Raw genomic sequence first — 19,837 nt, forward strand, 5'->3', positions numbered from 1 at the left:
TCAGCCCCGGTGGGATGAAGTGGGCCGGCGTGGCTAGATGGGCGGGGGCCAGGTGGATAGGCAAGGGTTGGGGGGAAGACGCGCGTCGCCTGGCCATTGCGCCGGCTCAGCGATAGCCGGCCAGGAAGCGGGCATCCAGCCACTGCTTCCAGACCATGGCGAGTCGGCCTCCCCACCAGCGCCGGCCGCGAATGGCCAGCGCCTGTCCCTGGCCGAGGTTGAGAATCGCCAGGGCGTGGGGCTGGGGGCGATAGGACCTCAGCGAGCCGCCCGTCAGCTGGGCGGCGATATTGGCCAGCAGCACCGGTGCCTGGCGTACCCCGTAGACGCCCAGGCGGGGCAGGCGGTGCTGGAGCATCGCCGCACAGTCGCCCGCGGCGAAGGCCCAGGGGGCCTGGGGGCTCTGCAGGGTGTCGGCGATGGCCAGGCCACGACCGGCCACGGTCGGCAGCCCCAGCTCGTCGATGACCTCGGGAGCGGCCAGCCCGGCGGCATGCACCACGTGGTCGGCCTCCAGGTGGCGGAAGCTGTCCTCGCCCCAGGGTTGGTCGAAGGAGGCGACCATCAGGCCGCCGGCGGCATGGCCCCGCACCTCGAGGCCCGTGGACACGCGGATCCCGCGGTGCTTGAGCAGGCGACCGAGCCAGGCCACGGCGCGTCCCGGGGCCCCTTCCAGCAGGCGACGGCCGCGGGTCACCAGCTGGATATCGAGCCGCCCCCGCTGCTGCCGCGCCAGGCTCCACAGATTGCAGGCCACCTCCACCCCGCTGGCGCCGCCGCCGACCACCACGATGCGGGGGCGACGGCCGGCGGCGAACTCGCCGACCAGGCGCCGGCGCAGGGCCACCAGGCAGGGAATCGGCTTCACCGCCCAGACGCCGGGCCCGTGGGGATGGGGGGCGGGGCAGGGCGTGCGCGAGCCGAGATTGAGCGAGAGCACCGAGAAGGGCAGGCGGCGGCCATCGGCGAGCAGCGCCTCGCGGCGCCGGGCGTCGAGCCCGCTCAGGCGACCGCGCAGTGACCGGACCCCATGGCGCCTGGCGAGCCGGGCGGGGTCCAGGCGGTCCTCCCCGGGCGAGTACTGGCCGCCGAGGACTCCACATGCCATGCCCGAATACCAGAAGCCGCCCGGATCGACCAGCATGATCTCCGTGGCCGGCAGATGCCGGCGCCTCTGGATCAGGTGGAGATGGGCATGACCGGCGCCGACCAGCAGCACCGGCCCCCGGTCGACGGGCGGGACATGGTGGGTCATGGCGCGATAGTAGCGGAGTGCTCCCGGTCAGGCGAGTCCTCTCGGCTCGACGCCTTCCCGGTCCGCTACGCGGGCGGCGATCCCGGCGCCGGGCGCTCAGGCCCCGGCGGCCTGACGCGGGCGACCCTGCCAGGCCGACCAGGAGTACAGGGCCAGGCCGATCCAGATCAGACCGAAGGTCGCCAGCTGGACCGAACTCAATGGCTCGCGGAACACCAGCAGGGCGATGAAGAACTGCAGGCTCGGGTTCAGGTACATCAGGAAGCCCAGGGTCGCCAGCCGTAGCCGCCGCGCCGCCCCCGCGAAGGCCAGCAGCGGCAGGGCGGTGAGCACCCCGCTGGTCACCAGCAACGCGGTGGTGCGGCCATCGCCGAGGAAGTGGGACTGGCCGGCCTGGCCGAGCCAGGCCAGCGCCAGCAGGCCGAAGGGCAGCAGCAGCAGGGTCTCGACGAACAGGCCCGAGAGGCCATCCAGGGGGACCTGCTTGCGCAGCAGCCCATAGGTGCCGAAGGACAGGGCCAGGGCCAGGCTGATCCAGGGCAGCTCGCCGAGCATCGCCAGTTGCAGGGCGATGGCCACGCCGGCCAGCGCCACCGCCAGGGCCTGCAGGCGCGCCATGCGCTCGCGCAGCACGAGCATCCCCAGGGCCACGTTGACCAGCGGCGTGAGGAAGTAGCCGAGGCTGGCCTGGAGCACCTGACGGCTCTCGACCGCATAGATATACAGGCCCCAGTTGAGGGCGATCAGCACCGCGCAGCCGAGCACCCGGCCGAGCCGCCGCGGTTGGCGCAGCGCCTGGCGGACCGGCGACCAGCGGCGCAGCAGCACGATCAGTGCCGCCAGGAAGAGGCAGGACCAGAGGACCCGGTGGATCAGGATCTCGTAGGCCGGCACGCCCTCGAAGAGGGCGAAGAACAGCGGGAAGCAGCCCCACATCAGGTAGGCGGCGAGACCGAAGCCGACGCCCTTGGCGGCGTCCGGGTCCAGGGGGAGGGTGCGGGCCATTGTTAACGTCCTAACAAAATGCCCAGGCTAGCACACACCGACCGCGATGTGCGGATGCGGTCAGCTTGTCGACGGATCAGCCCCGAGCGACAACCAACGGCGATCGTCCCGATGGCGGGGCGCCTATCGCCGCGCCGGGCCCTCCTAGGCAGGAAACGCCTGCGCGGCATTCTACATTGGAATTGTGGCCGGTAGACGTGGCGCCGTGGGGCGGCCCGATCGATTGGACCGGTGCCGCAGCGTTCGTCATCGCGAGCGGTGAACAGAAGGGAGGGGGGATGTTGAGGGTAGTCGCCGGCCTCCTGGCCGTATATTGCCTGGTGCTGTTGCTGCTCTGGGGCTGCCAGGCACGCCTGCTCTACCTGCCCCATGTGGGGCGCGAGGTCATGGGCACGCCGACCGACATCGGCCTCGACTGGGAGCCGGTGCGGCTTCGTACCAGCGACGACCTCACCCTGGCGGGGTGGTGGGTGCCGGCCGAGCCGGCGCGCGCCACGCTGCTCTTCTTCCACGGCAATGCCGGCAATATCTCCCACCGCCTGGCGTCGATCCGCCAGTTCCACCGGCTGGGGCTGTCGATGCTGATCGTCGACTACCGCGGTTACGGGGAGAGCGAAGGGCGCCCTTCAGAGGCGGGGACCGCGCGCGATGCGCGGGCGGCCTGGCAGTGGCTGATCGAGCGGCGTGGCCTCGCCGCCGAGGAGATCGTGCTCTTCGGCCGTTCCCTCGGGGCGGGCGTGGCCGCGCAGCTGACCGCGGCGCTGCCTCCGGACGAGGGCCCGGCGGCGCTGATCCTGGAATCGGCGTTTCGCTCGGTGCCCAAGCTCGGCCAGCGGCTCTACCCCTTCCTGCCGGTTCGCTGGCTGTCGCGTTTCGATTACGATGTCGAGAGGTACGTGACCCGGCGTTCGGCCCCGCTGCTGGTGATCCACAGCCGGGCTGACGAGATCATCCCCTTCAGCGAGGGCGAGGCCGTCTTCGAGGCCGCCCGCGAGCCCAAGGCACTGCTGGTCATCCACGGCGGCCACAACACCGGTTTCCTCGACAGCGAGCCGGAGTATTCCGCCGGCATTGCCGCGTTTCTGGACGAGCACCTCCAGACGCGGCGTCGCTGATCCCAAGACGAACCCGGCGAGTGGCGTGTCGCGGCGATCGCCTCCTGCCGGCGGTGGCTGCGTGCCACCGGCGTCTCGGTTAGGCTGGAGACATTCCCCGAGCGCGATGGAGTCCATGATGAGCGAACTTCGAACCACCCTGGTGCAGGCCGACCTGCGCTGGGAAGACCCCGAGGCCAACTGCCGCATGCTCGAGGAGAGCCTGGGCGATCTCGGCGGTGACGAGACGGACCTGATCGTGCTGCCGGAGATGTTCGCCACCGGCTTCACCATGAATTCCCGGGAGATGGCCGAACCGATGGCCGACAGCGCCACCCTGGCCTGGTTGCGGGATCAGGCACGGCGGCGCGGCTGCGTGATGACCGGCAGCCTGGCCGTGGTGGAGGACGGTGACTACTTCAACCGGCTGGTCTGGGCGCGCCCCGATGGCAGCCTGGTGCACTACGACAAGCGCCACCTGTTCCGCATGGCCGGCGAGCATGAACGCTACGCCATGGGCCATGAGCGGGTGATCGTCGAGCTCAAGGGCTTCCGGCTGCTGCTCAGCGTCTGCTACGACCTGCGCTTCCCGGTGTGGCTGCGCCAGCAGCCGGCCCCCGGCGAGCACTTCGAGTACGATGCGCTGCTGTGCGTGGCCAACTGGCCGGCCCCGCGGCGCCATCCGTGGCGGGTGCTGCTGCAGGCCCGGGCCGTCGAGAACCTGTGTCCGGTGATCGGCGTCAACCGGGTGGGCGAGGATGCCAAGGGCATGCCCTATGCCGGCGACTCCATGCTGGTGGATGCCAGGGGCGAGCCGCTGATCGACGAGCCGCGCGACACCCCCTTCGTCAGGACCGGCCGCCTGTCGCTGGACGAGCTCGCCGCCTTCCGCGAGAAGTTCCCGGCCTGGCGCGATGCCGATCACTTCGCCCTGGCCGACGGGGTGGGGGTCTGATGCGCCTGGATCGTTTCCTGTCGGAGAGCACCGAACTCACCCGTGGCCTGGCCAAGCGGGCCCTGTCCCGGGGCGAGGTGACCGTCAACGGCGAGCCCGAGAAGAAGGGCGCCCGGCATGTCGGCGACGACGACCGCGTCAGCTGGAACGGCATGCCGCTGGCCCTGGTGGGACGGCGCCATATCATGCTGCACAAGCCGGCAGGCGTGGAATGCACCGCCCGTCGCGGTCTCTATCCCCGGGCGGTGGACCTGGTCGAGGTGCCCAAGGTGGAGCGGCTGCAGCCGGTGGGGCGACTGGATGTCGAGACCACCGGCCTGCTGCTGCTCACCGACGACGGCCAGTGGTCGCACCGGGTCACCTCGCCGAAGCGGGCCTGCGCCAAGGTCTACCGGGCGAGCCTGGCGCGTCCGCTGGCGGGCGAGGAGGCCGAGCGGGCGGTGGCCGCCTTCGCCGAGGGCATCCTGCTGGAGGGCGAGGAGGCGGCGACCCGCCCGGCCGAGCTCACCCTGATCGATGCCCATCAGGCCCGCCTGACCATCACCGAAGGGCGTTACCACCAGGTGCGGCGGATGTTCGCGGCCATCGGCAACCACGTGGAGGCCCTGCATCGCGAGTCGGTGGGGGCGCTGCGCCTCGACCCGGCGCTGGCGCCCGGCGAGTGGCGCGAGCTCACCGAGCCGGAGGTGGCCCTGTTCTGAACGGCCCTCAGGCGTAGACGTGGGTCCGCGCCCGGCCCCCGTGCTTGGCGGCGTAGAGGGCCTTGTCGGCGAGCGCGACCAGCGCCCTGGGCTCGTCGGCATGGGAGGGGTAGGAGGCGATGCCGCAGGAGACGCTGATCGGGCCCAGGGTCGCCTCCCGGTAGTGATAGACGGTGCCGGCCAGCCGGGCCATGAGCGCCTCGACCCGGGTTTGGGCCGCGTGGGCATCGGCGCCGCTCAGCAGCACCACGAACTCCTCGCCCCCCAGCCGGCAGACCACGTCGGCCTCACGGAAGTGATGGGCCAGGCAGCTCCCGACCCCGGCCAGCACCGTGTCGCCAGCCTCGTGGCCGAAGTCATCGTTGAAGTGCTTGAAGTGATCGATGTCGATCATGACCAGCGACAGGGCCTGGCCGTGGCGCTTGGCCTGGGCGGCCTCGTGCTCCAGCAGCTCATCGAAGAAGCGGCGGTTATGCAGGCCGGTGAGGGTGTCGGTGTAGGAGAAGACCTCGAGGCGCGTGACCAGTCGCTGCAGCTGGTCGGTGCGCTCGGCGACCTCCAGCTCGAGCCGCTGGTTGAGCCGCTTCAGGGCCCGCTGGGTGCGCGCATAGTCGACCAGCGAGATGCCGGCGATGGCCAGGGTGAAGGCCAGGGCGCCGGTGCTGACGGGCACCCGGGTCCAGGGCAGCAGGCCATGGGCGACCGCCATGTCCAGCAGCAGCAGCAGGCCGAATAGGGCATAGGTGGCGAGGATGGCCTTCTGGCCTCGGCCGAGCTGGGGCAGGCGCGGGGCGATGATCGCCAGCAGCAACGTCAGGTTGACCACCAGCAGGGCGTCGAAGACCGGGAAGGTGCTGGACAGGTTGATCCAGCCGAGTCCGGTGGCGCCGATGGCCATCACCAGGTAGCCGAGGTGGAACTGCCAGATGCGTCGGATCAGCTGGCGCCGGGTGTCGACGAACCAGTGTTCCAGCAGCAGGCCGATGGCGATCGGCAGGGTGAAATAGCCGGTCGCGGCCAGGGCGTCCCACAGCAGCGGGGCGGCCAGCAGCAGCTGGCTGGCCTGGGTCTCGGCGAGGATCATGGTGCCCGCGGCCAGCGAGAACAGGGCGGTGGCGGCGAAGCTGCGCCGGTTGGCCTGGATCAGTGCGAAGGTAGCGGCCAGCAGGGCGAGCAGCAGGCAGGCCCCGCTGATCGCCAGGTCGACCGCCGAGTGCTCGATGATATAGCCCAGCAGCGCGGCGCGTTCCATCAGCTTGACCTCGCCCCACAGGCCGATGTCGGTGTAGTCGGAGAAGACCCGGAAGTACAGGGGCTGGCCGGCGAAGTCCTCGGGCAGCTCGATCATGTGCCAGGGCCAGCCGGCGAAGCGGCCCCGGCCCTCGGCATCGAAGCTGCCGTGGCGGTAGAGGCGCTCGCCGTCGAGGTAGGCCTCGACGATCAGGTCGACGCTGTAGATATAGACCACCGGGTCGCGCCAGGCGCCCTCGGGCAGGGAGACGCGGAACCAGACATGCTGCCGGTCCCGGCGATCCGGTGGATTGGAGGGAAAGGCGATGGGTCGCCAGGCCGTCGACTCGCCTGCCTCGGGCCGCGTCCAGGCCGGGGTGTCGTCGGCGAGCCGGGGCGAATCGCCCCAGCGATACTCCCAGCCCGACTCGAGGGGCGTTACCGAGGCCGCCTGGGCCGGTGGCACCAGCCCGAGCGACAGCAGCCATAGCAGGGCCCAGCAGAATGCGAGCGGGGGGTGGCGCATGGGTCCCTCCTGGCCGGCGGCGACAGGAGCCAAGTATAGGCCAGGGCGGCGGTAGGCGCCCCGGCCGGCCAGGGCAGGGACGGCGCTGGCGCCGCCTCGTGAGGCGATCGCGCGATAGGGACGAGCCGGGTTGACCAGCCGGCATGTATTATACCGTTATCTTTTCGGCGTGATGCGTCGTCCTGGCCGGCTGCCGTGGCAACCAGCGGGCGGGGCGGGACCATCCTGCCGGGTTGTCAGGCCTGGCCGAGCCAAGCCTGGGAGTCTCGGCGTCCCCGGCGCATGACTCCGCCGTGCGCGGCGGCCTTGCGGTACCCGGGGGCGCCGACGAGGAAGCGCCGCAGGCGAAGGTGAGCGGGGCTCCTCAGGCCCTGGTGAGCGTCAAGCCGGCGGCCTCTACCAGGGCACGGGTATAGTCGGTAGTGGGGTGTTCCAGGACCTCCAGGCAGTCGCCGCTCTCCATCACCTCGCCGTCCTTGAGCACCAGGATGCGATGGGCCATGGCGCGGACCACCGCCAGGTCGTGGCTGATGAACAGGTAGCTCAGGCCACGGCGCCGCTGGAGTTCGCGCAGCAGCGCGACCAGTTGCTTCTGCACGGTGCGGTCCAGGGCCGAGGTGGGCTCGTCGAGGACCAGCAGCTCGGGCTCGAGGATGATGGCCCGGGCCACGGCGATGCGCTGGCGCTGCCCCCCGGAGAACTCGTGGGGGTAACGGGCGGCGCACTGTTCCGGCAGGCCGACCTCGCGCAGGGTGTCGCGGACCCGTCGGTCGACCTCCACCCGGGACAGCTCCGGGTGGTGGAAGCGCAGGCCCTCGCTGACGATGTCGGCGACGGGCAGGCGTGGCGACAGCGAGCCATAGGGATCCTGGAAGACCACCTGGAGGCGGCGCCGGCGCCGGCGCAGGGCGTTGCCATGCAGCCGGTCCAGGCGTTCGCCGTCGAAGTCGATCTCGCCCTGGCTGCCGGTGAGCCGCAGCAGGGCCAGCGCCAGGGTGGTCTTGCCGGAGCCGGACTCGCCGACGATGCCCAGGGTCTCGCCGGGGGCCACCGTCAGGTCGAGGGGCTTCACGGCCTCGAAGGCGGGCGGGCGGCGACGGAACAGCCGCCTGGGTCGCTCGAAGCGTACCCCGAGGCCGCGGGCGCTGAGCAGCGGCGCCTGGGCGTTGACCGGCTCGGGACGGCCCGCGGGCTCGGCCTCCAGCAGGTCCCGGGTGTAGGGGCTCTGGGGCGCGGCGAAGACGCTGGCCACCTCGCCGCTCTCCTGGAGCCGGCCGTGATGCATGACGCAGATCCGATCGGCATGGCGGCGGACCAGGTTGAGGTCATGGGTGATGAACAGCATGCCCATCTCGTGGGCATCGCGCAGGTCGGCGAGTAGTGCCAGGATCTCGCGCTGGACGGTGACGTCCAGCGCCGTGGTGGGCTCGTCGGCGATCAGCAGCCGGGGGCGGTTGGCGATGGCCATGGCGATCATCACCCGCTGGCGCTGGCCGCCGGAGAGCTGGTGGGGCCAGGCGTCGAGGAGTTCCTCGGCGCGGGGAAGCCTGACCTGCTCGAGCAGCTCGCGGCAGCGTCGCCGGGCCGCCGGGCCCGAGAGCCCCTGGTGCAGGCGCAGGGTCTCGCCGATCTGCTGGGCCACGGTCTGCAACGGGTTCAGCGAGGTCATCGGCTCCTGGAAGATGAAGCCCACCTGGCCGCCGCGCAGCGCCTGCCACTGGCGTGGCGTCAGGCGGGCGAGGTCGGTGTCGCCGAGGTGACGGCCGCCGCGCACCTCGGCGTTGCGGGGCAGCAATCCCAGGGCGCCGAGGGCCGAGACCGACTTGCCGGAGCCGGATTCGCCGACCAGCGCCAGGGTCTCGCCGGGATGCACCGCCAGGGACAGATCCTCGACCACCGCCGCGCCGTCGAAGGCGATGGTCAGGGCATCGAGGCGGAACAGCGGGGTGTCAGGCATTGCGGGGCGTCCTTGGGCGTGCGTCGCCGGCCTGCGGGATATGGCGCGGATCGAAGGCATCGCGCAGGCCCTCGCCGATGAACACCAGCAACGACAGCATCACCGCCAGGGTCAGGAAGGCGGTAATGCCGAGCCAGGGCGCCTGGAGGTTGTTCTTGCCTTGGGCCACCAGCTCGCCGAGCGAGGGCGAGCCCGGCGGCAGGCCGAAGCCCAGGAAGTCCAGGGCGGTCAGGGTGGTGATGGCGCCGGTGAACAGGAAGGGAATGAAGGTCAGGGTGGCGACCATGGCGTTGGGCAGCACATGGCGCCACATGATCAGCCGCGAGGGCAGGCCCATGGCCCGTGCGGCGCGCACGTACTCCAGGTTGCGCGCGCGCAGGAACTCGGCGCGCACCACGTCGACCAGGCCCAGCCAGGAGAACAGCAGCATGATGCCGAGCAGCCACCAGAGGTTGGGCTCGACCAGGCTGGCCAGGATGATCAGCAGGAACAGCATCGGCAGGCCGGACCAGATCTCGATCAGCCGCTGGCCGATCAGGTCGACCTTGCCGCCGAAGTAACCCTGGAGGCCGCCGATCAGCACGCCGAGGACCATCGAGCCGATGGTCAGCACCAGGGCGAACACCACCGACAGGCGAAAGCCGTAGATCACCCGGGCCAGCACGTCCCGGCCCTGGTCGTCGGTGCCCAGCCAGTGCCGGGCGTCCGGCGGGGACGGCGCCGGGTGCGACAGGCCCATGTCGAGGGTGTCGTAGGCAAAGGGGATGGGCGGCCAGAGGATCCAGCCGTCGGCCTCGATGGTCTCCCGGACATAGGGGTCCCGGTAGTCCGCCGGGGTGGGCAGGAAGCCGCCGAACTCGGTATCGGGGTAGTCGACGAGCAGCGGGAGATACCACTGCCCCTGGTACTGCATCAGCAGGGGCCGGTCGTTGGCGACCAGCTCGGCGCCGAGGCTGACCACGAACAGCACGAGGAAGACCCACAGCGACCACCGCGCGCGGCGATTGCCGTGGAAGGTGGCGAGGCGGCGGCGGGCGATCGGCGACAGCCGGGCGGTGAGGCGTGTCATGTCAGGACTCCCGGGTCTCGAAGTCGATGCGCGGGTCGACCCACACATAGGTCAGGTCCGAGATCAGCTTCAGGACCAGCCCGATCAGGGTGTACAGGTAGAGGGTGCCGAAGATCACCGGGTAGTCGCGTTGCATCACCGCCTCGAAGCCGAGAAGGCCGAGGCCGTTGAGGGAGAAGATCACCTCGATCAGCAGCGAGCCGGTGAAGAAGATGCCGACCAGCGCCGAGGGCAGGCCGGCGATGATGATCAGCATGCCGTTGCGGAACACGTGGCCGTAGAGCACCCGGCGATCGCTGGCGCCCTTGGCGCGGGCGGTCAGCACGTATTGCTTGTGCACCTCGTCGAGAAAGCTGTTCTTGGTCAGCATGGTCAGGGTGGCGAAGCTGCCGATCGCCGAGGCCACCACGGGCAGGGTGATATGCCAGAAGTAGTCCTTGAGCTTGCCCCACAGGCCGAGGTCGGCGAAGTCCGGCGAGGTCAGGCCGCGTAACGGAAAGACGTCCCAGTAGCTGCCTCCGGCGAACAGCACGATCAGCAGGATGGCGAACAGGAAGCCGGGGATCGCGTAGCCGACGATGACCAGGCCCGAGGTCCAGACATCGAACCGCGAGCCGTGGGCCAGGGCCTTGCGGATGCCCAGCGGGATGGACACCAGGTAGACCAGCAGGGTGGTCCACAGCCCCAGCGAGATCGACACCGGCAACCGCTCGAGCATCAGGGTGGTGACCTTCTGGCCGAGGAAGAAGCTCTCGCCCAGGTCGAAGGTGGCATAGTCGACGAGCATGCCGAAGAAGCGCTCGTGGGCCGGCTGGTCGAAGCCGAACTGGGTCTCCAGGCGGTCGATGAAGGCCTGGGGTACGCCCCGGGCGCCGCGCGACTCGCCGCTGGCGACGTCGCCGCCGCCGCCCTCCAGGCGCGTACTGGCCTGGCTGGAGAGTCCCTCGAAGCGGGCCAGCATCTGGTCGATGGGACCGCCCGGGGCGGCCTGGACGATGATGAAGTTGAGCAGCATGATCCCCAGCAGGGTGGGGATCATCAGCAGCAATCGGCGCAGTACATAGGCGGCCACGGCGTGTCCTTAGCGTTCATTTCCAGACGTCGTGTGAGAAGAGCGAAGTCAACCTCATTCCCTTGGTGCCCGAGGCGCCTGCGGCTTATCGACCTGCCGTTACCGATTGCGCTGTCGGTTCTCGATCTCGGCGGCGCGGTCGGGATCGACCCACCAGGCATCCAGATCCAGGTTGTAGCGGGGGAAGGGCTCCTGCCAGCCGAACTTGTCCCATTGCGCGATGCGGGTCGTATCCAGGTGCCACTGGGGGATCACGTAGAAGCCCCAGCGCAGCACCCGGTCCAGGGCCTGGGCGGCGGTGTCGAGGGCTTCCCGGGAGTCGGCGGCGATCAGCCGGTCCACCAGGTCGTCGATCACCGGGTCCTGGAGGCCGATCAGGTTGCGGCTCTGGGGGGCGTCGGCATACTCGCTGCCCCAGAACTCGCGCTGTTCGTTGCCCGGGTTGGCGGACTGCGGAAAGCTGCCGACGATGATGTCGAAATCGAAACGGCGCAGGCGGTTGAGGTACTGGTTGACATCGACGATGCGGATGTCGCCCTGCACCCCGAGCCGCGCGAGGTTTCTCAGCAGGGGCTGGACGACGCGTTCGAACTGGGTGTCGAACAGCAGCACCTCGAGGGTCAGCGGGGCGCCGGTCTGCGCGTCGACCAGCGTGCCGTCACGAGAGACGTAACCGGCCTCGCGCAGTAGCGCGAAGGCCTTTCTCAGCCGGGGACGCAACTCGTCGGGGTGCTGCATGGGCAGGGGCGCCTCGAAGACCCGCTCGGGCAGCGCCTCGCGGTGCGGCTCGAGCAGCGCCAGCTCGCCTTCGCTGGGCAAGCCTTCGGCGGCCATCTCGGAGTTCTCGAAGTAGCTGCGGGTGCGCTCGTAGGCCCCGTAGAAGAGGCTCTGGTTCAGCCACTCGAAGTCGAAGGCCAGGTTGAGCGCCTCGCGGACGCGCACGTCCTGGAACTTCTCCCGGCGCAGGTTGATGACATAGGCCTGCATGCCCGCCGGCTGGCCGTCGGGCACCTCCAGGCGCTGCACGAAGCCGGCCTCGGCGGCGGGGAAGTCGTAGGCGGTCGCCCAGTTGCGGGCGCTGGACTCGATGCGCATGTCGAGATTGCCGGCCTTGAAGGCTTCCAGGGCCACGGTCTGGTCGCGGTAGTAGTCGAACACCAGGCGCTCGATGTTATGACGGCCGCGGTTCACCGGCAGGTCCTGCCCCCAGTAGTCCTCGACCCGCGCGTAGACGATGCGCCGGCCCGGGTCGACCTGGGCGATGCGGTAGGGGCCGGAGCCCAGCAGCGGATCCCGAGTGGTGGCCTCGAAGTCGCGGTCCTCCCAGTAGTGCGCGGGCAGTACCGGCATCTGGCCGAGGATCAGCGGCAGTTCCCGGGACTCGCTGGCGGCCAGGTCGAAGTGCACGGTGTCCTCGTCCACCGCGCGGACCTCGGTGACGTCGGCGTAGTAGGCCCCGTAGAAGGGCTGCCCCTTCTCGGTGAGGGTCTCGAAGCTGAAGATCACGTCGGCGGCGGTCACCGGGGTGCCGTCGTGGAAGCGCGCCTCGGGGTGCAGGTCGAACTCGATCCACTGGCGGTCCGGGTCCAGCCGGATGCCCTCGGCCAGCAGCCCGTACATGGTGAACGGCTCATCCGGGTTGGCGACCAGCAGGGTGTCGTAGATGACGTTGAGACCCGTGGCCGGGGTGCCCTGGATGATGAAGGGGTTGGTGGTGTCGAAGCTGCCGGTGGCCGCCCGGGTCAGGGTGCCGCCCACCGGCGCCTCGGGATCGGCATGCGGGAAGTGGGTGAAGTCCGCGGGAAGCGCCGGCTCGCCATAGAGGGCGAGGGCATGGCGAGTGGGCACCTCGTCGGGACTGGCGGCCAGGGCAGGGCCTGCCGCCAGGGCCGTCATCAGCAGCACGGTCGATCGCATCGGAGAGGATCCTTGTTCCCTGGAGGGGCCGAGCCCCGACATCATCTACCGGAAAGTGTCAGCTGCTGGCCGGGTTGTAAAGCGTCGACTCGCTGGATGCCATTCCAGCGAGCCAGGTCGGAGATGGCCACGGCATGCCGGGTGGCGATGGCGGACAGGGTATCGCCCCGCTGCACGACATGGATATCGTCGCCACCGCCGGTCGCGGGGCTGACCGCATCCAGTGCCGCCACCAGACTTTCGGCGCCTTCCACCGGCACCAGCAGCTCACGCACCTGGCCGGGGCGGGCCGACTCGGTGCGCAGGCCGGGGTTGAGATCGGCGAGCTGGCGCGTCGGCACGCCGGCCAGGCGGGCCGCCTCGCCCAGGCGCAGCGTGCGGGTGACACGCACGCGGGCGAAGGCCGGCTCGGCGGCGATCTCCGGCAGCGCGACGTCGTAGCGTTCCGGCTCGGCGATGATCGCGGCGATGGCCAGCAGCTTGGGGACATAGTCCATGGTCTCCGCCGGCAGGTCGAGGTCCCAGTAGCCGCCCTCATGGCCGCGCGACTGCGCGCTGCGCCGCGCCCGGTTCACGGTGCCCGCGCCGGCGTTGTAGGCGGCCAGCGAGAGCTCGATATCGCCCGCGTACCACTGGTCGGCCTGCACTTCGATATAGTCCAGCGCCGCCTGGGTCGAGCGTACCACGTCGAGGCGACCGTCCCAGGCGCCGTTGCGGCGTAGCCCCAGGGCATCGCCGGTCCGCGGCATGATCTGCCACAGGCCGGCGGCGCCGAAGTGGCTGCGTGCGCGGGGGTCGAAGGAACTCTCCACGAAGGGGATCAGGGCGATCTCGCCGGGCAGCCCGCGGGACTCGACCCGCTCGAGGATCCAGGCCAGCCAGGGGCGGGCCCGCTCGGTGATCTCGACGATGTTGTGGGGGCGGGCGCTGTATTCGTCGATCCAGCGCTGAACCCGCGCATGTCCGGCACCGTCCTGCCATTGATCGCGCCACTGGAAGCTTGCGCGCAGGCGTGACCAGGCATCGCTGGGCTCCAGGTCGAGACTGTTCCAGAAATGCCGACCGCCGGCGGGCTTGCCACGGGAACCGCTGGTGAAGGCGGGAGTATCCGCGGCCAGCCGGTCCTTCGGCAGGGTCGACGCCTGGCTGTAGGCGCCGTTGGCCAGTAGGGCCCCGGTCAAGGCGAGGGTGCTGGCGAATCCGAGGAGTCGTCGGCGGGTGTGAAAGGTCATTCGCTGGCCTCCTGGGCGCACGCCTGCCCACCGGCCTGCGGCGGGGGCGGCGTCCATCGGGTATCGTGTCTCAGAAGGAATCTTTCCAGTCGCGCAGGGTGGCGAAGGTGGCGACGCTGCTGTCGGTGTCGCCGTGGGCCGAGGCGGCCCGGCGAACGCCGGCGTCGTCGCAGCGCAGGAAAGGATTGATCCGCCGCTCGCGCCCGATGGTGCTGGGCAGGGTAGGGCGGTCGAGCTCCCGGGCCCGCCGGCATTCCTGCTCGGCGGCGTCCACGTCGGGGTTGTCCGGGTCCGCGGCCTTGGCGAAGCGCAGGTTCGCCAGGGTGTACTCGTGGGCCGCGAAGACCAGGCTATCCTCGGGCAGGCCCTGGAGGCGTGCCAGCGAGGCGTGCATCTGCTCGGGAGTCCCTTCAAACAGACGACCACAGCCGGCACTGAACAGGGTGTCGCCGCAGAACAGCAGCGGCGGGATACCGGCGGTGAAGAAGGCGATATGATCCAGGGTGTGGCCGGGCACCTCGAGCACCTCGAACAGCCGGCCCATCACGCGCACCTCGTCCCCGGCGCCGACCCGCTCGTCGATGCCCGGGATATCGGGGTTGCGCGGGCCGATGACCCGTGGCGAGTAGCGCTGGATCAGCGCCGGCAGGCCCCCGGTGTGGTCGGGGTGGTGGTGGGTGATCAGCACGCAGCCCAGGTTGAGCCCCTCGCGTTCCAGCCACTCGATCACGGGGTCGGCATCGCCGGGGTCGACGACGCAGACATCGCCGTTCGTGTCCTGCCGAAGCATCCAGATATAGTTGTCGCTAAAGGCGGGAATCGGTGTCACGCTCAACATGGGCTCGGAGTCCTCGCGCCTCGGCCGGTCTCGATGGAGCCGCTGGCGCCTTGAATCGGTGTTCTGCAAAATCGGGTACTTTGGAGAGAAGAGCGCAACATGTCAAATTCGCAGGATGCGATAGCCCTGGCACGCCTGGTAAGAGAAGGCCGCCGTTACTGGGCGAGTCCCGGCGGCCGGAGTGTCTGGCGCGCCGAGCGCGCCTGCCTGGGACCGCTGTGCGAGCGCTGGTTCGGGGCCCACGGACTCGAGCTCGGCATGGCCCCGACCCTGGCCGACATGTGCCCGGTGCGGCACGCCCTGCGCTGGTCGCCCACCGCCGAACTGGCGGAGAGCGACGCGACCCTGGTCTGCCCCCCCGATGCCTTGCCCCTGCCCGACGGCTGCCTGAGCCTGGTGGTGATCCATCACCTGCTCGAGGTGGCCCCGGACCCCCACCACCTGCTGCAGGAGGCGGCGCGGGTGATCGACAACGACGGCCATCTGATCCTGTTCGGCTGGGCGCCCTTCGGCGTGGCCGGCGTGAGCCGCCTGTGGCCGGGGCGTCGCCGGCACCTGCCCTGGCGTGGGCGCTGGCGCACCCCGGGGCGGCTCAGCGACTGGCTGGCGTTTGTCGATTTCGAGGCCCAGCGGGTAGACTACTGCGGCTTTCGCCTGCCCGGCGGTACCGCCCATAATGCCATGCTCGAGACCCTGGGCCGGCGGCACAACCTGCCGCTGGGCGACTGCTACATGATCCATGCCCGACGCCGCTCCCAGCTGGTGCTGCCCCGGCGCAATCGGGTGGCCTTCCCGGCACCCCTGGCCGGCTCGGCGCTGGGCAATGCCTCGCGGCAGTTTGGGCCGCGACCGGAGAGGGTGAGCGAGGGTGACTGACAGACCACCGCACGCGGCGCTTGGCGTGGTGACGATCTATACCGATGGCGCCTGCCGAGGCAACCCGGGGCCGGGTGGCTGGGGCGCGCTGCTGCAAAGCGGTCGTCACGAGAAGGCCCTCAAGGGGGCCGAGGCCGAGACCACCAACAACCGCATGGAGCTGATGGCCGCCATCATGGCCCTGCGCGAGCTCAAGCGCCCCTGCCGGGTGGCGCTGTGGACCGATTCCGAGTACCTGCGCCGCGGCATCACCGAGTGGATCCATGGCTGGATCAAGCGGGGCTGGAAGACCGCCTCGCGGCAACCGGTCAAGAACGCCGAGCTGTGGCGCGCCCTCCACGAGGAGACCCACCGCCATGTCATCGACTGGCACTGGGTCAAGGGCCACAGCGGTCATCCGGGCAACGAGCGGGCCGATGCGCTGGCCAACGAGGCCATCGACGAGATGCTGGCCGGGGCCTGACGGTCCCGGCGTCCCTTTGAACACCGAGCACGAGACGCGACGTCATGCGCCAGATCATCCTGGATACCGAGACCACCGGCATCGACCCCAAGGACGGCCACCGGCTGATCGAGATCGGGGCGGTGGAGATGGTCAACCGCCGCCTGACCGGCAACACCTACCATCAGTACATCAACCCCGAGCGCGACATCGAGGCCGAGGCGATGGCGGTCCACGGCATCACCAACGAGCGGGTCGCCGAGGAGCCGGTGTTCGCCGAGGTCGCCGATGCCTTCTGGGCCTTCATCGAGGGCGCCGAGCTGGTGATTCACAACGCGCCCTTCGACGTGGGCTTCATCGACCACGAGCTGGGCCTGCTCAATGCCGCCCGGGGCGAGCCGCGCCTGGGACCGGTGGCCGACCACTGCCGCATCCTCGACACCCTGCGGATGGCCCGCGACAAGCATCCCGGGCAGCGCAACAGCCTGGATGCCCTGTGCAAGCGCTACGAGATCGAGAATGGCCACCGGGTGCTGCACGGCGCCCTGCTGGACAGCGAGATCCTCGCCGACGTCTACCTGGCGATGACCGGCGGCCAGACGGCGCTGTCGCTGGATGCCGCCGCCGGCGGCGAAGGCGAGGTCGACAACGGCGGCGGCATGGCGATCCGCCGGTTGTCGCTGTCACCGGGCCAGCTGCGGGTACAGGCCCCCGACGAGGCGGAACTCGCGGCCCATCGCGACAAGTTGACGCGCATCCGCGAAGCCGCCGGCGAGTGTCGCTGGGACGGCCTGGCGGGCTGGCCCGCCAGCCCCGAGGCGCCGGGCTGATGCTGCGTCGCGAGTTGCCCCACGCCGAGGCCGCGGGGCGGGTGATCCGCCTGGCCGAGGGGCGCATCGCGCCCGGACCGGAGGGTGGCCCCCTGCAGGCGGTGCAGCCGTGGACGGCCGCCATGCAACCGCTGTGCTGGTGGCGGGACGAGCCGGTGGCGCTGTCCCTGGAGGAGGCGGCGGGACACGACTGGCCGGAAGGCCGTGCCTGGCTGGCGCGGCTACCCGAGTCCTGGTTCCCGCTGGTCTCCACGGCCCTGCAGGTCGGCGCCTGGCTGCGCCACCATCGCTACTGCGGTCGTTGCGGCGCCCGCGCCGCGCGCCTGGACCGCGAGTTCGCCATGCACTGTGCGCAGTGCGGCCATCGCAACTACCCGCGGATCTCGCCGTGCATCATCACCCTGGTGACCCACGGCGATGCCCTGCTGCTGGCCCGCAGCCCGCGCTTCCCGCCGGGGCGCTATTCCACCCTGGCCGGCTTCATCGAGCCGGGGGAGTCCGCCGAGGAGGCGGTCCGGCGCGAGATCCACGAGGAGGTGGGGCTGACGGTGGGCCGGCTGCGCTACTTCCGCAGCCAGGCCTGGCCGTTTCCCCATTCCCTGATGCTGGGGTTCTTCGCCGAGGCGGCCAGTCGCCGCATCCGCATCGATGGCGAGGAGATCAGCGACGCCGCCTGGTTCTCGCCGACGCGGCTGCCCCAGTTGCCGCCGCTGTATTCCATCTCGCGGGCCCTGATCGAGACGCACCTGGAGGAAGTCGGGGCCCGGCGATCCTGACGGGCGGGTCAGTTGGCCGGGAACAGGCTGCCCAGGCGGGTGGCCAGCATGACGTTGCCGCTGGCCTTCAGCTTGCCGCTCATGAAGGCGCCGACGCCGCTGATCTCGCCCTTCATCACGCCGCGCAGGGTCTTGGTGCTCAGGCTCAGGCTCACCGAGGGCTCCTCGTGTTCGCCCTTGCAGACCTCGAGGGTGCCATCCTTGACCACCAGGTAGTGATCGCCGGCATCGCTGAAATGGAACTGGAAGATCTCGTCCATGTCGCGGGCGGCCGCTGCATTGAAACGGGCTTGGAGCTTGTCGAGGGTGAGGTCGGACATCGGTTCGGTCTCCGCGGATCGTCGTGGCATGTGTTCAGGGGAGCCTATTTAAAACAAGTGTTTTAATCAAGGCGGCTTGTGCGCCGAGATCGCCGTGGGCAGGATGGAAGCGGACATCAGGAGGAGGTGAGCGGTGAACGAATGGCTGACGGATTACGGCATGTTCCTGGCCCAGTTGCTGGCCGTGGCGGGCATCACCCTGCTGGCGGTCCTGGTGGTGATGCGTGCCCGCGGGGCCGAAGGCGAACGTGTCCGCCTGCGGATCGAGGAGCTCAACGACAGCCGTCGGCGCCGCCGCCGCCGACTGCAGCTGGCGGCCAGTGAGCCGGGGGCGCGGAAGCGGCTGCTCAAGGCCTTCCGGCGCGATGACAAGGCCCGTGGCAAGCGCCGCGCCCCCGACCAGGCCACCTCGACGGTCTGGGTGCTCGACTTCCACGGCGACCTCAAGGCCAGTGCCACCGGGCGGCTCGCCGAGGAGGTCACGGCGGTGCTGGATGTCGCCGGCGAGGCCGACGAGGTGGTCGTGCGGCTGGAGTCGGCCGGCGGCCTGGTGCATGCCTATGGCCATGCCGCCGCGGAGTTGGATCGGCTGCGGCAGGCGGGCCTTGCGACCACGGTGTGCGTGGACAAGGTGGCCGCCAGCGGCGGCTACCTGATGGCCTGCTGTGCCGACCGGCTGCGCGTTGCCCCCTTCGCGGTGCTGGGCTCCATCGGGGTGGTGGCGCAGCTGCCCAATCTGCACCGCCTGCTGAAGCGCCACGACATCGATGTGGAGGTGCTCACGGCGGGGCGCTACAAGCGCACCCTGACGGTGCTCGGCGAGAACACCGAGGAGGGCCGCGAGAAGTTCCTCGAGGACCTCGAGACCATCCATGGCCTGTTCAAGCGCTATGTAGTCGAGCGCCGTCCGGCGCTGGACATCGAGGCGGTGGCCACCGGGGAGGTCTGGTACGGGCAGGACGCCCTGGCGCGCGGCCTGGTGGACGAGCTCGGCACCAGCGAGGCCTACCTGGCCCGGCGCCTGGAGGACGCGCGGGTGGTGTCACTGCGCCTGGAACGTCGCCAGGGCCTCGCCGATCGCCTGGGCCTGGCGATCTCGCGTGGCGTGGAGCACGGGGCCCGGCGCGGCCTGGAGCTGCTGGATGCCAGCGGCTGGCAGAAGCGCTGAGCCGGCCCGGGCGCCGCGCTCAGTCCGGCAGGCCGAGCCGGTCCAGGGCCTCGAGGACGATGCGCGCCCGCTCGCCGTTGAGGGAGTAGTAGATGGTCTGGGAGGCTCGCCGGGTAGCGACCAGGTCCTCGCGCCTGAGGATGGCGAGGTGCTGGGACAGCGCCGACTGGCTGAGCGCCAGCCGACGGTTGAGCTCGGTCACCGACAGCTCCGTGCCGTCCAGCAGGCAAAGGATGCGTAAGCGGTTGTCATTGGCCATCGCCTTGAGCAGGGCGCTGGCCTGGTCGATCACCGCATCCCCCCCCTCCAGCAGGTGTGAGGCCCGGCGCTGCGAGTCGCTCATCTTGTGTCACCCCCGCGTGTTCGGACCCGCTGCGAGTGCTCCCTGTTCGCCGGCACGGTCCCCCTATGTCGTGATGGTTCGGCGTCCTGCTGGCCGGTTGTTGCCTTCGTTTTCGTTTTCTGATTCAGCCATCACTCAATTATAGTCCACCGGGCGTCACACCACCGGTTCCATTGGCGTCCGTGTGGCGGGCATCCTGGTGCGGTCAAGGTGGTTTTTGTCGACAATATT

General features: G+C 70.2%; 19 protein-coding genes. 8 read left to right on the forward strand and 11 right to left on the reverse strand.

Annotation, left to right across the window (positions count from 1 at the left end; translation table 11 throughout):
• Positions 1 to 106 precede the first annotated feature (106 nt).
• Together QWY76_RS03430 and rarD are read right to left on the reverse strand one after the other, a co-directional pair.
• Positions 107 to 1,255, reverse strand: a complete 1,149-nt coding sequence (locus QWY76_RS03430) for an NAD(P)/FAD-dependent oxidoreductase (RefSeq protein WP_290309705.1) — start codon at positions 1,253 to 1,255, stop codon at positions 107 to 109.
• A 96-nt stretch (positions 1,256 to 1,351) separates the two neighbouring features.
• On the reverse strand, positions 1,352 to 2,260 hold the full coding sequence (gene rarD / locus QWY76_RS03435; RefSeq protein WP_290309706.1) for an EamA family transporter RarD: 909 nt from the start codon (positions 2,258 to 2,260) through the stop codon (positions 1,352 to 1,354).
• Between the two features lie 278 nt (positions 2,261 to 2,538).
• On the opposite strand from rarD, the gene QWY76_RS03440 reads away from it, so the two are divergent.
• The 3 genes from QWY76_RS03440 (at position 2,539) to QWY76_RS03450 (ending at position 5,010) form a co-directional block, all read left to right on the forward strand.
• Positions 2,539 to 3,375: an alpha/beta hydrolase gene (locus QWY76_RS03440; protein WP_290309707.1), complete on the forward strand. Its 837-nt coding sequence runs from the start codon at positions 2,539 to 2,541 to the stop codon at positions 3,373 to 3,375.
• A gap of 118 nt (positions 3,376 to 3,493) precedes the next feature.
• Positions 3,494 to 4,309 carry an amidohydrolase gene (locus QWY76_RS03445; RefSeq protein ID WP_290309708.1) on the forward strand — a complete coding sequence of 272 codons (816 nt, stop codon included), beginning with the start codon at positions 3,494 to 3,496 and terminating at the stop codon, positions 4,307 to 4,309.
• Positions 4,309 to 5,010 carry a pseudouridine synthase gene (locus tag QWY76_RS03450; RefSeq protein ID WP_290309709.1) on the forward strand — a complete coding sequence of 234 codons (702 nt, stop codon included), beginning with the start codon at positions 4,309 to 4,311 and terminating at the stop codon, positions 5,008 to 5,010. Before QWY76_RS03445 ends, QWY76_RS03450 begins: the two co-directional genes overlap by 1 nt.
• Positions 5,011 to 5,017: 7 nt before the next feature.
• Here the strand turns inward: QWY76_RS03450 and QWY76_RS03455 are convergent, their stop codons facing one another.
• The 7 genes from QWY76_RS03455 to gloB all read right to left on the reverse strand — a co-directional run bounded on the left by QWY76_RS03455 (position 5,018) and on the right by gloB (position 14,851).
• Entirely contained in the window at positions 5,018 to 6,766 is a 1,749-nt protein-coding gene (locus QWY76_RS03455) for a GGDEF domain-containing protein (RefSeq protein ID WP_290309710.1), read from the reverse strand.
• A gap of 364 nt (positions 6,767 to 7,130) precedes the next feature.
• On the reverse strand, positions 7,131 to 8,723 hold the full coding sequence (locus QWY76_RS03460; RefSeq protein WP_290309711.1) for an ABC transporter ATP-binding protein: 1,593 nt from the start codon (positions 8,721 to 8,723) through the stop codon (positions 7,131 to 7,133).
• Positions 8,716 to 9,792, reverse strand: coding sequence for an ABC transporter permease (locus tag QWY76_RS03465; protein WP_290309712.1), 1,077 nt, complete (start codon positions 9,790 to 9,792; stop codon positions 8,716 to 8,718). The genes QWY76_RS03460 and QWY76_RS03465 overlap by 8 nt, the downstream gene beginning before the upstream one ends.
• A gap of 1 nt (position 9,793) precedes the next feature.
• Positions 9,794 to 10,864 carry a microcin C ABC transporter permease YejB gene (locus tag QWY76_RS03470; protein WP_290309713.1) on the reverse strand — a complete coding sequence of 357 codons (1,071 nt, stop codon included), beginning with the start codon at positions 10,862 to 10,864 and terminating at the stop codon, positions 9,794 to 9,796.
• A 99-nt stretch (positions 10,865 to 10,963) separates the two neighbouring features.
• Positions 10,964 to 12,781 carry an extracellular solute-binding protein gene (locus QWY76_RS03475; RefSeq protein WP_290309714.1) on the reverse strand — a complete coding sequence of 606 codons (1,818 nt, stop codon included), beginning with the start codon at positions 12,779 to 12,781 and terminating at the stop codon, positions 10,964 to 10,966.
• 41 nt (positions 12,782 to 12,822) lie between these two features.
• Positions 12,823 to 14,013, reverse strand: coding sequence for a transglycosylase SLT domain-containing protein (locus tag QWY76_RS03480; RefSeq protein WP_290309715.1), 1,191 nt, complete (start codon positions 14,011 to 14,013; stop codon positions 12,823 to 12,825).
• A 70-nt stretch (positions 14,014 to 14,083) separates the two neighbouring features.
• Positions 14,084 to 14,851: a hydroxyacylglutathione hydrolase gene (gloB, locus tag QWY76_RS03485; RefSeq protein WP_290309716.1), complete on the reverse strand. Its 768-nt coding sequence runs from the start codon at positions 14,849 to 14,851 to the stop codon at positions 14,084 to 14,086.
• A gap of 99 nt (positions 14,852 to 14,950) precedes the next feature.
• On the opposite strand from gloB, the gene QWY76_RS03490 reads away from it, so the two are divergent.
• Genes QWY76_RS03490 through nudC form a run of 4 tightly spaced genes read left to right on the forward strand, consistent with a single transcriptional unit; the run spans position 14,951 to position 17,775 of the window.
• Positions 14,951 to 15,727: a class I SAM-dependent methyltransferase gene (locus QWY76_RS03490; RefSeq protein ID WP_290309717.1), complete on the forward strand. Its 777-nt coding sequence runs from the start codon at positions 14,951 to 14,953 to the stop codon at positions 15,725 to 15,727.
• On the forward strand, positions 15,720 to 16,190 hold the full coding sequence (rnhA, locus tag QWY76_RS03495; RefSeq protein WP_290309718.1) for a ribonuclease HI: 471 nt from the start codon (positions 15,720 to 15,722) through the stop codon (positions 16,188 to 16,190). The genes QWY76_RS03490 and rnhA overlap by 8 nt, the downstream gene beginning before the upstream one ends.
• Positions 16,191 to 16,234: 44 nt before the next feature.
• Entirely contained in the window at positions 16,235 to 16,999 is a 765-nt protein-coding gene (gene dnaQ / locus QWY76_RS03500) for a DNA polymerase III subunit epsilon (RefSeq protein WP_290309719.1), read from the forward strand.
• Positions 16,999 to 17,775 carry an NAD(+) diphosphatase gene (gene nudC / locus QWY76_RS03505; protein ID WP_290309720.1) on the forward strand — a complete coding sequence of 259 codons (777 nt, stop codon included), beginning with the start codon at positions 16,999 to 17,001 and terminating at the stop codon, positions 17,773 to 17,775. Before dnaQ ends, nudC begins: the two co-directional genes overlap by 1 nt.
• 8 nt (positions 17,776 to 17,783) lie before the next feature.
• On the opposite strand, the gene QWY76_RS03510 is transcribed toward nudC, so the two are convergent.
• A complete protein-coding gene (locus tag QWY76_RS03510) occupies positions 17,784 to 18,095 on the reverse strand; it encodes an SCP2 sterol-binding domain-containing protein (RefSeq protein ID WP_290309721.1) in 312 nt (103 codons plus the stop codon).
• Between the two features lie 133 nt (positions 18,096 to 18,228).
• Here QWY76_RS03510 and sohB point away from each other — a divergent pair, with 133 nt between their 5' ends.
• Entirely contained in the window at positions 18,229 to 19,263 is a 1,035-nt protein-coding gene (gene sohB / locus QWY76_RS03515; protein ID WP_290309722.1) for a protease SohB, read from the forward strand.
• A gap of 19 nt (positions 19,264 to 19,282) precedes the next feature.
• On the opposite strand, the gene QWY76_RS03520 is transcribed toward sohB, so the two are convergent.
• Entirely contained in the window at positions 19,283 to 19,606 is a 324-nt protein-coding gene (locus tag QWY76_RS03520) for an ArsR/SmtB family transcription factor (protein ID WP_290309723.1), read from the reverse strand.
• Positions 19,607 to 19,837 lie beyond the last annotated feature (231 nt).

Source organism: Halomonas maura (assembly GCF_030409305.1).
Lineage (GTDB): Bacteria > Pseudomonadota > Gammaproteobacteria > Pseudomonadales > Halomonadaceae > Halomonas > Halomonas maura.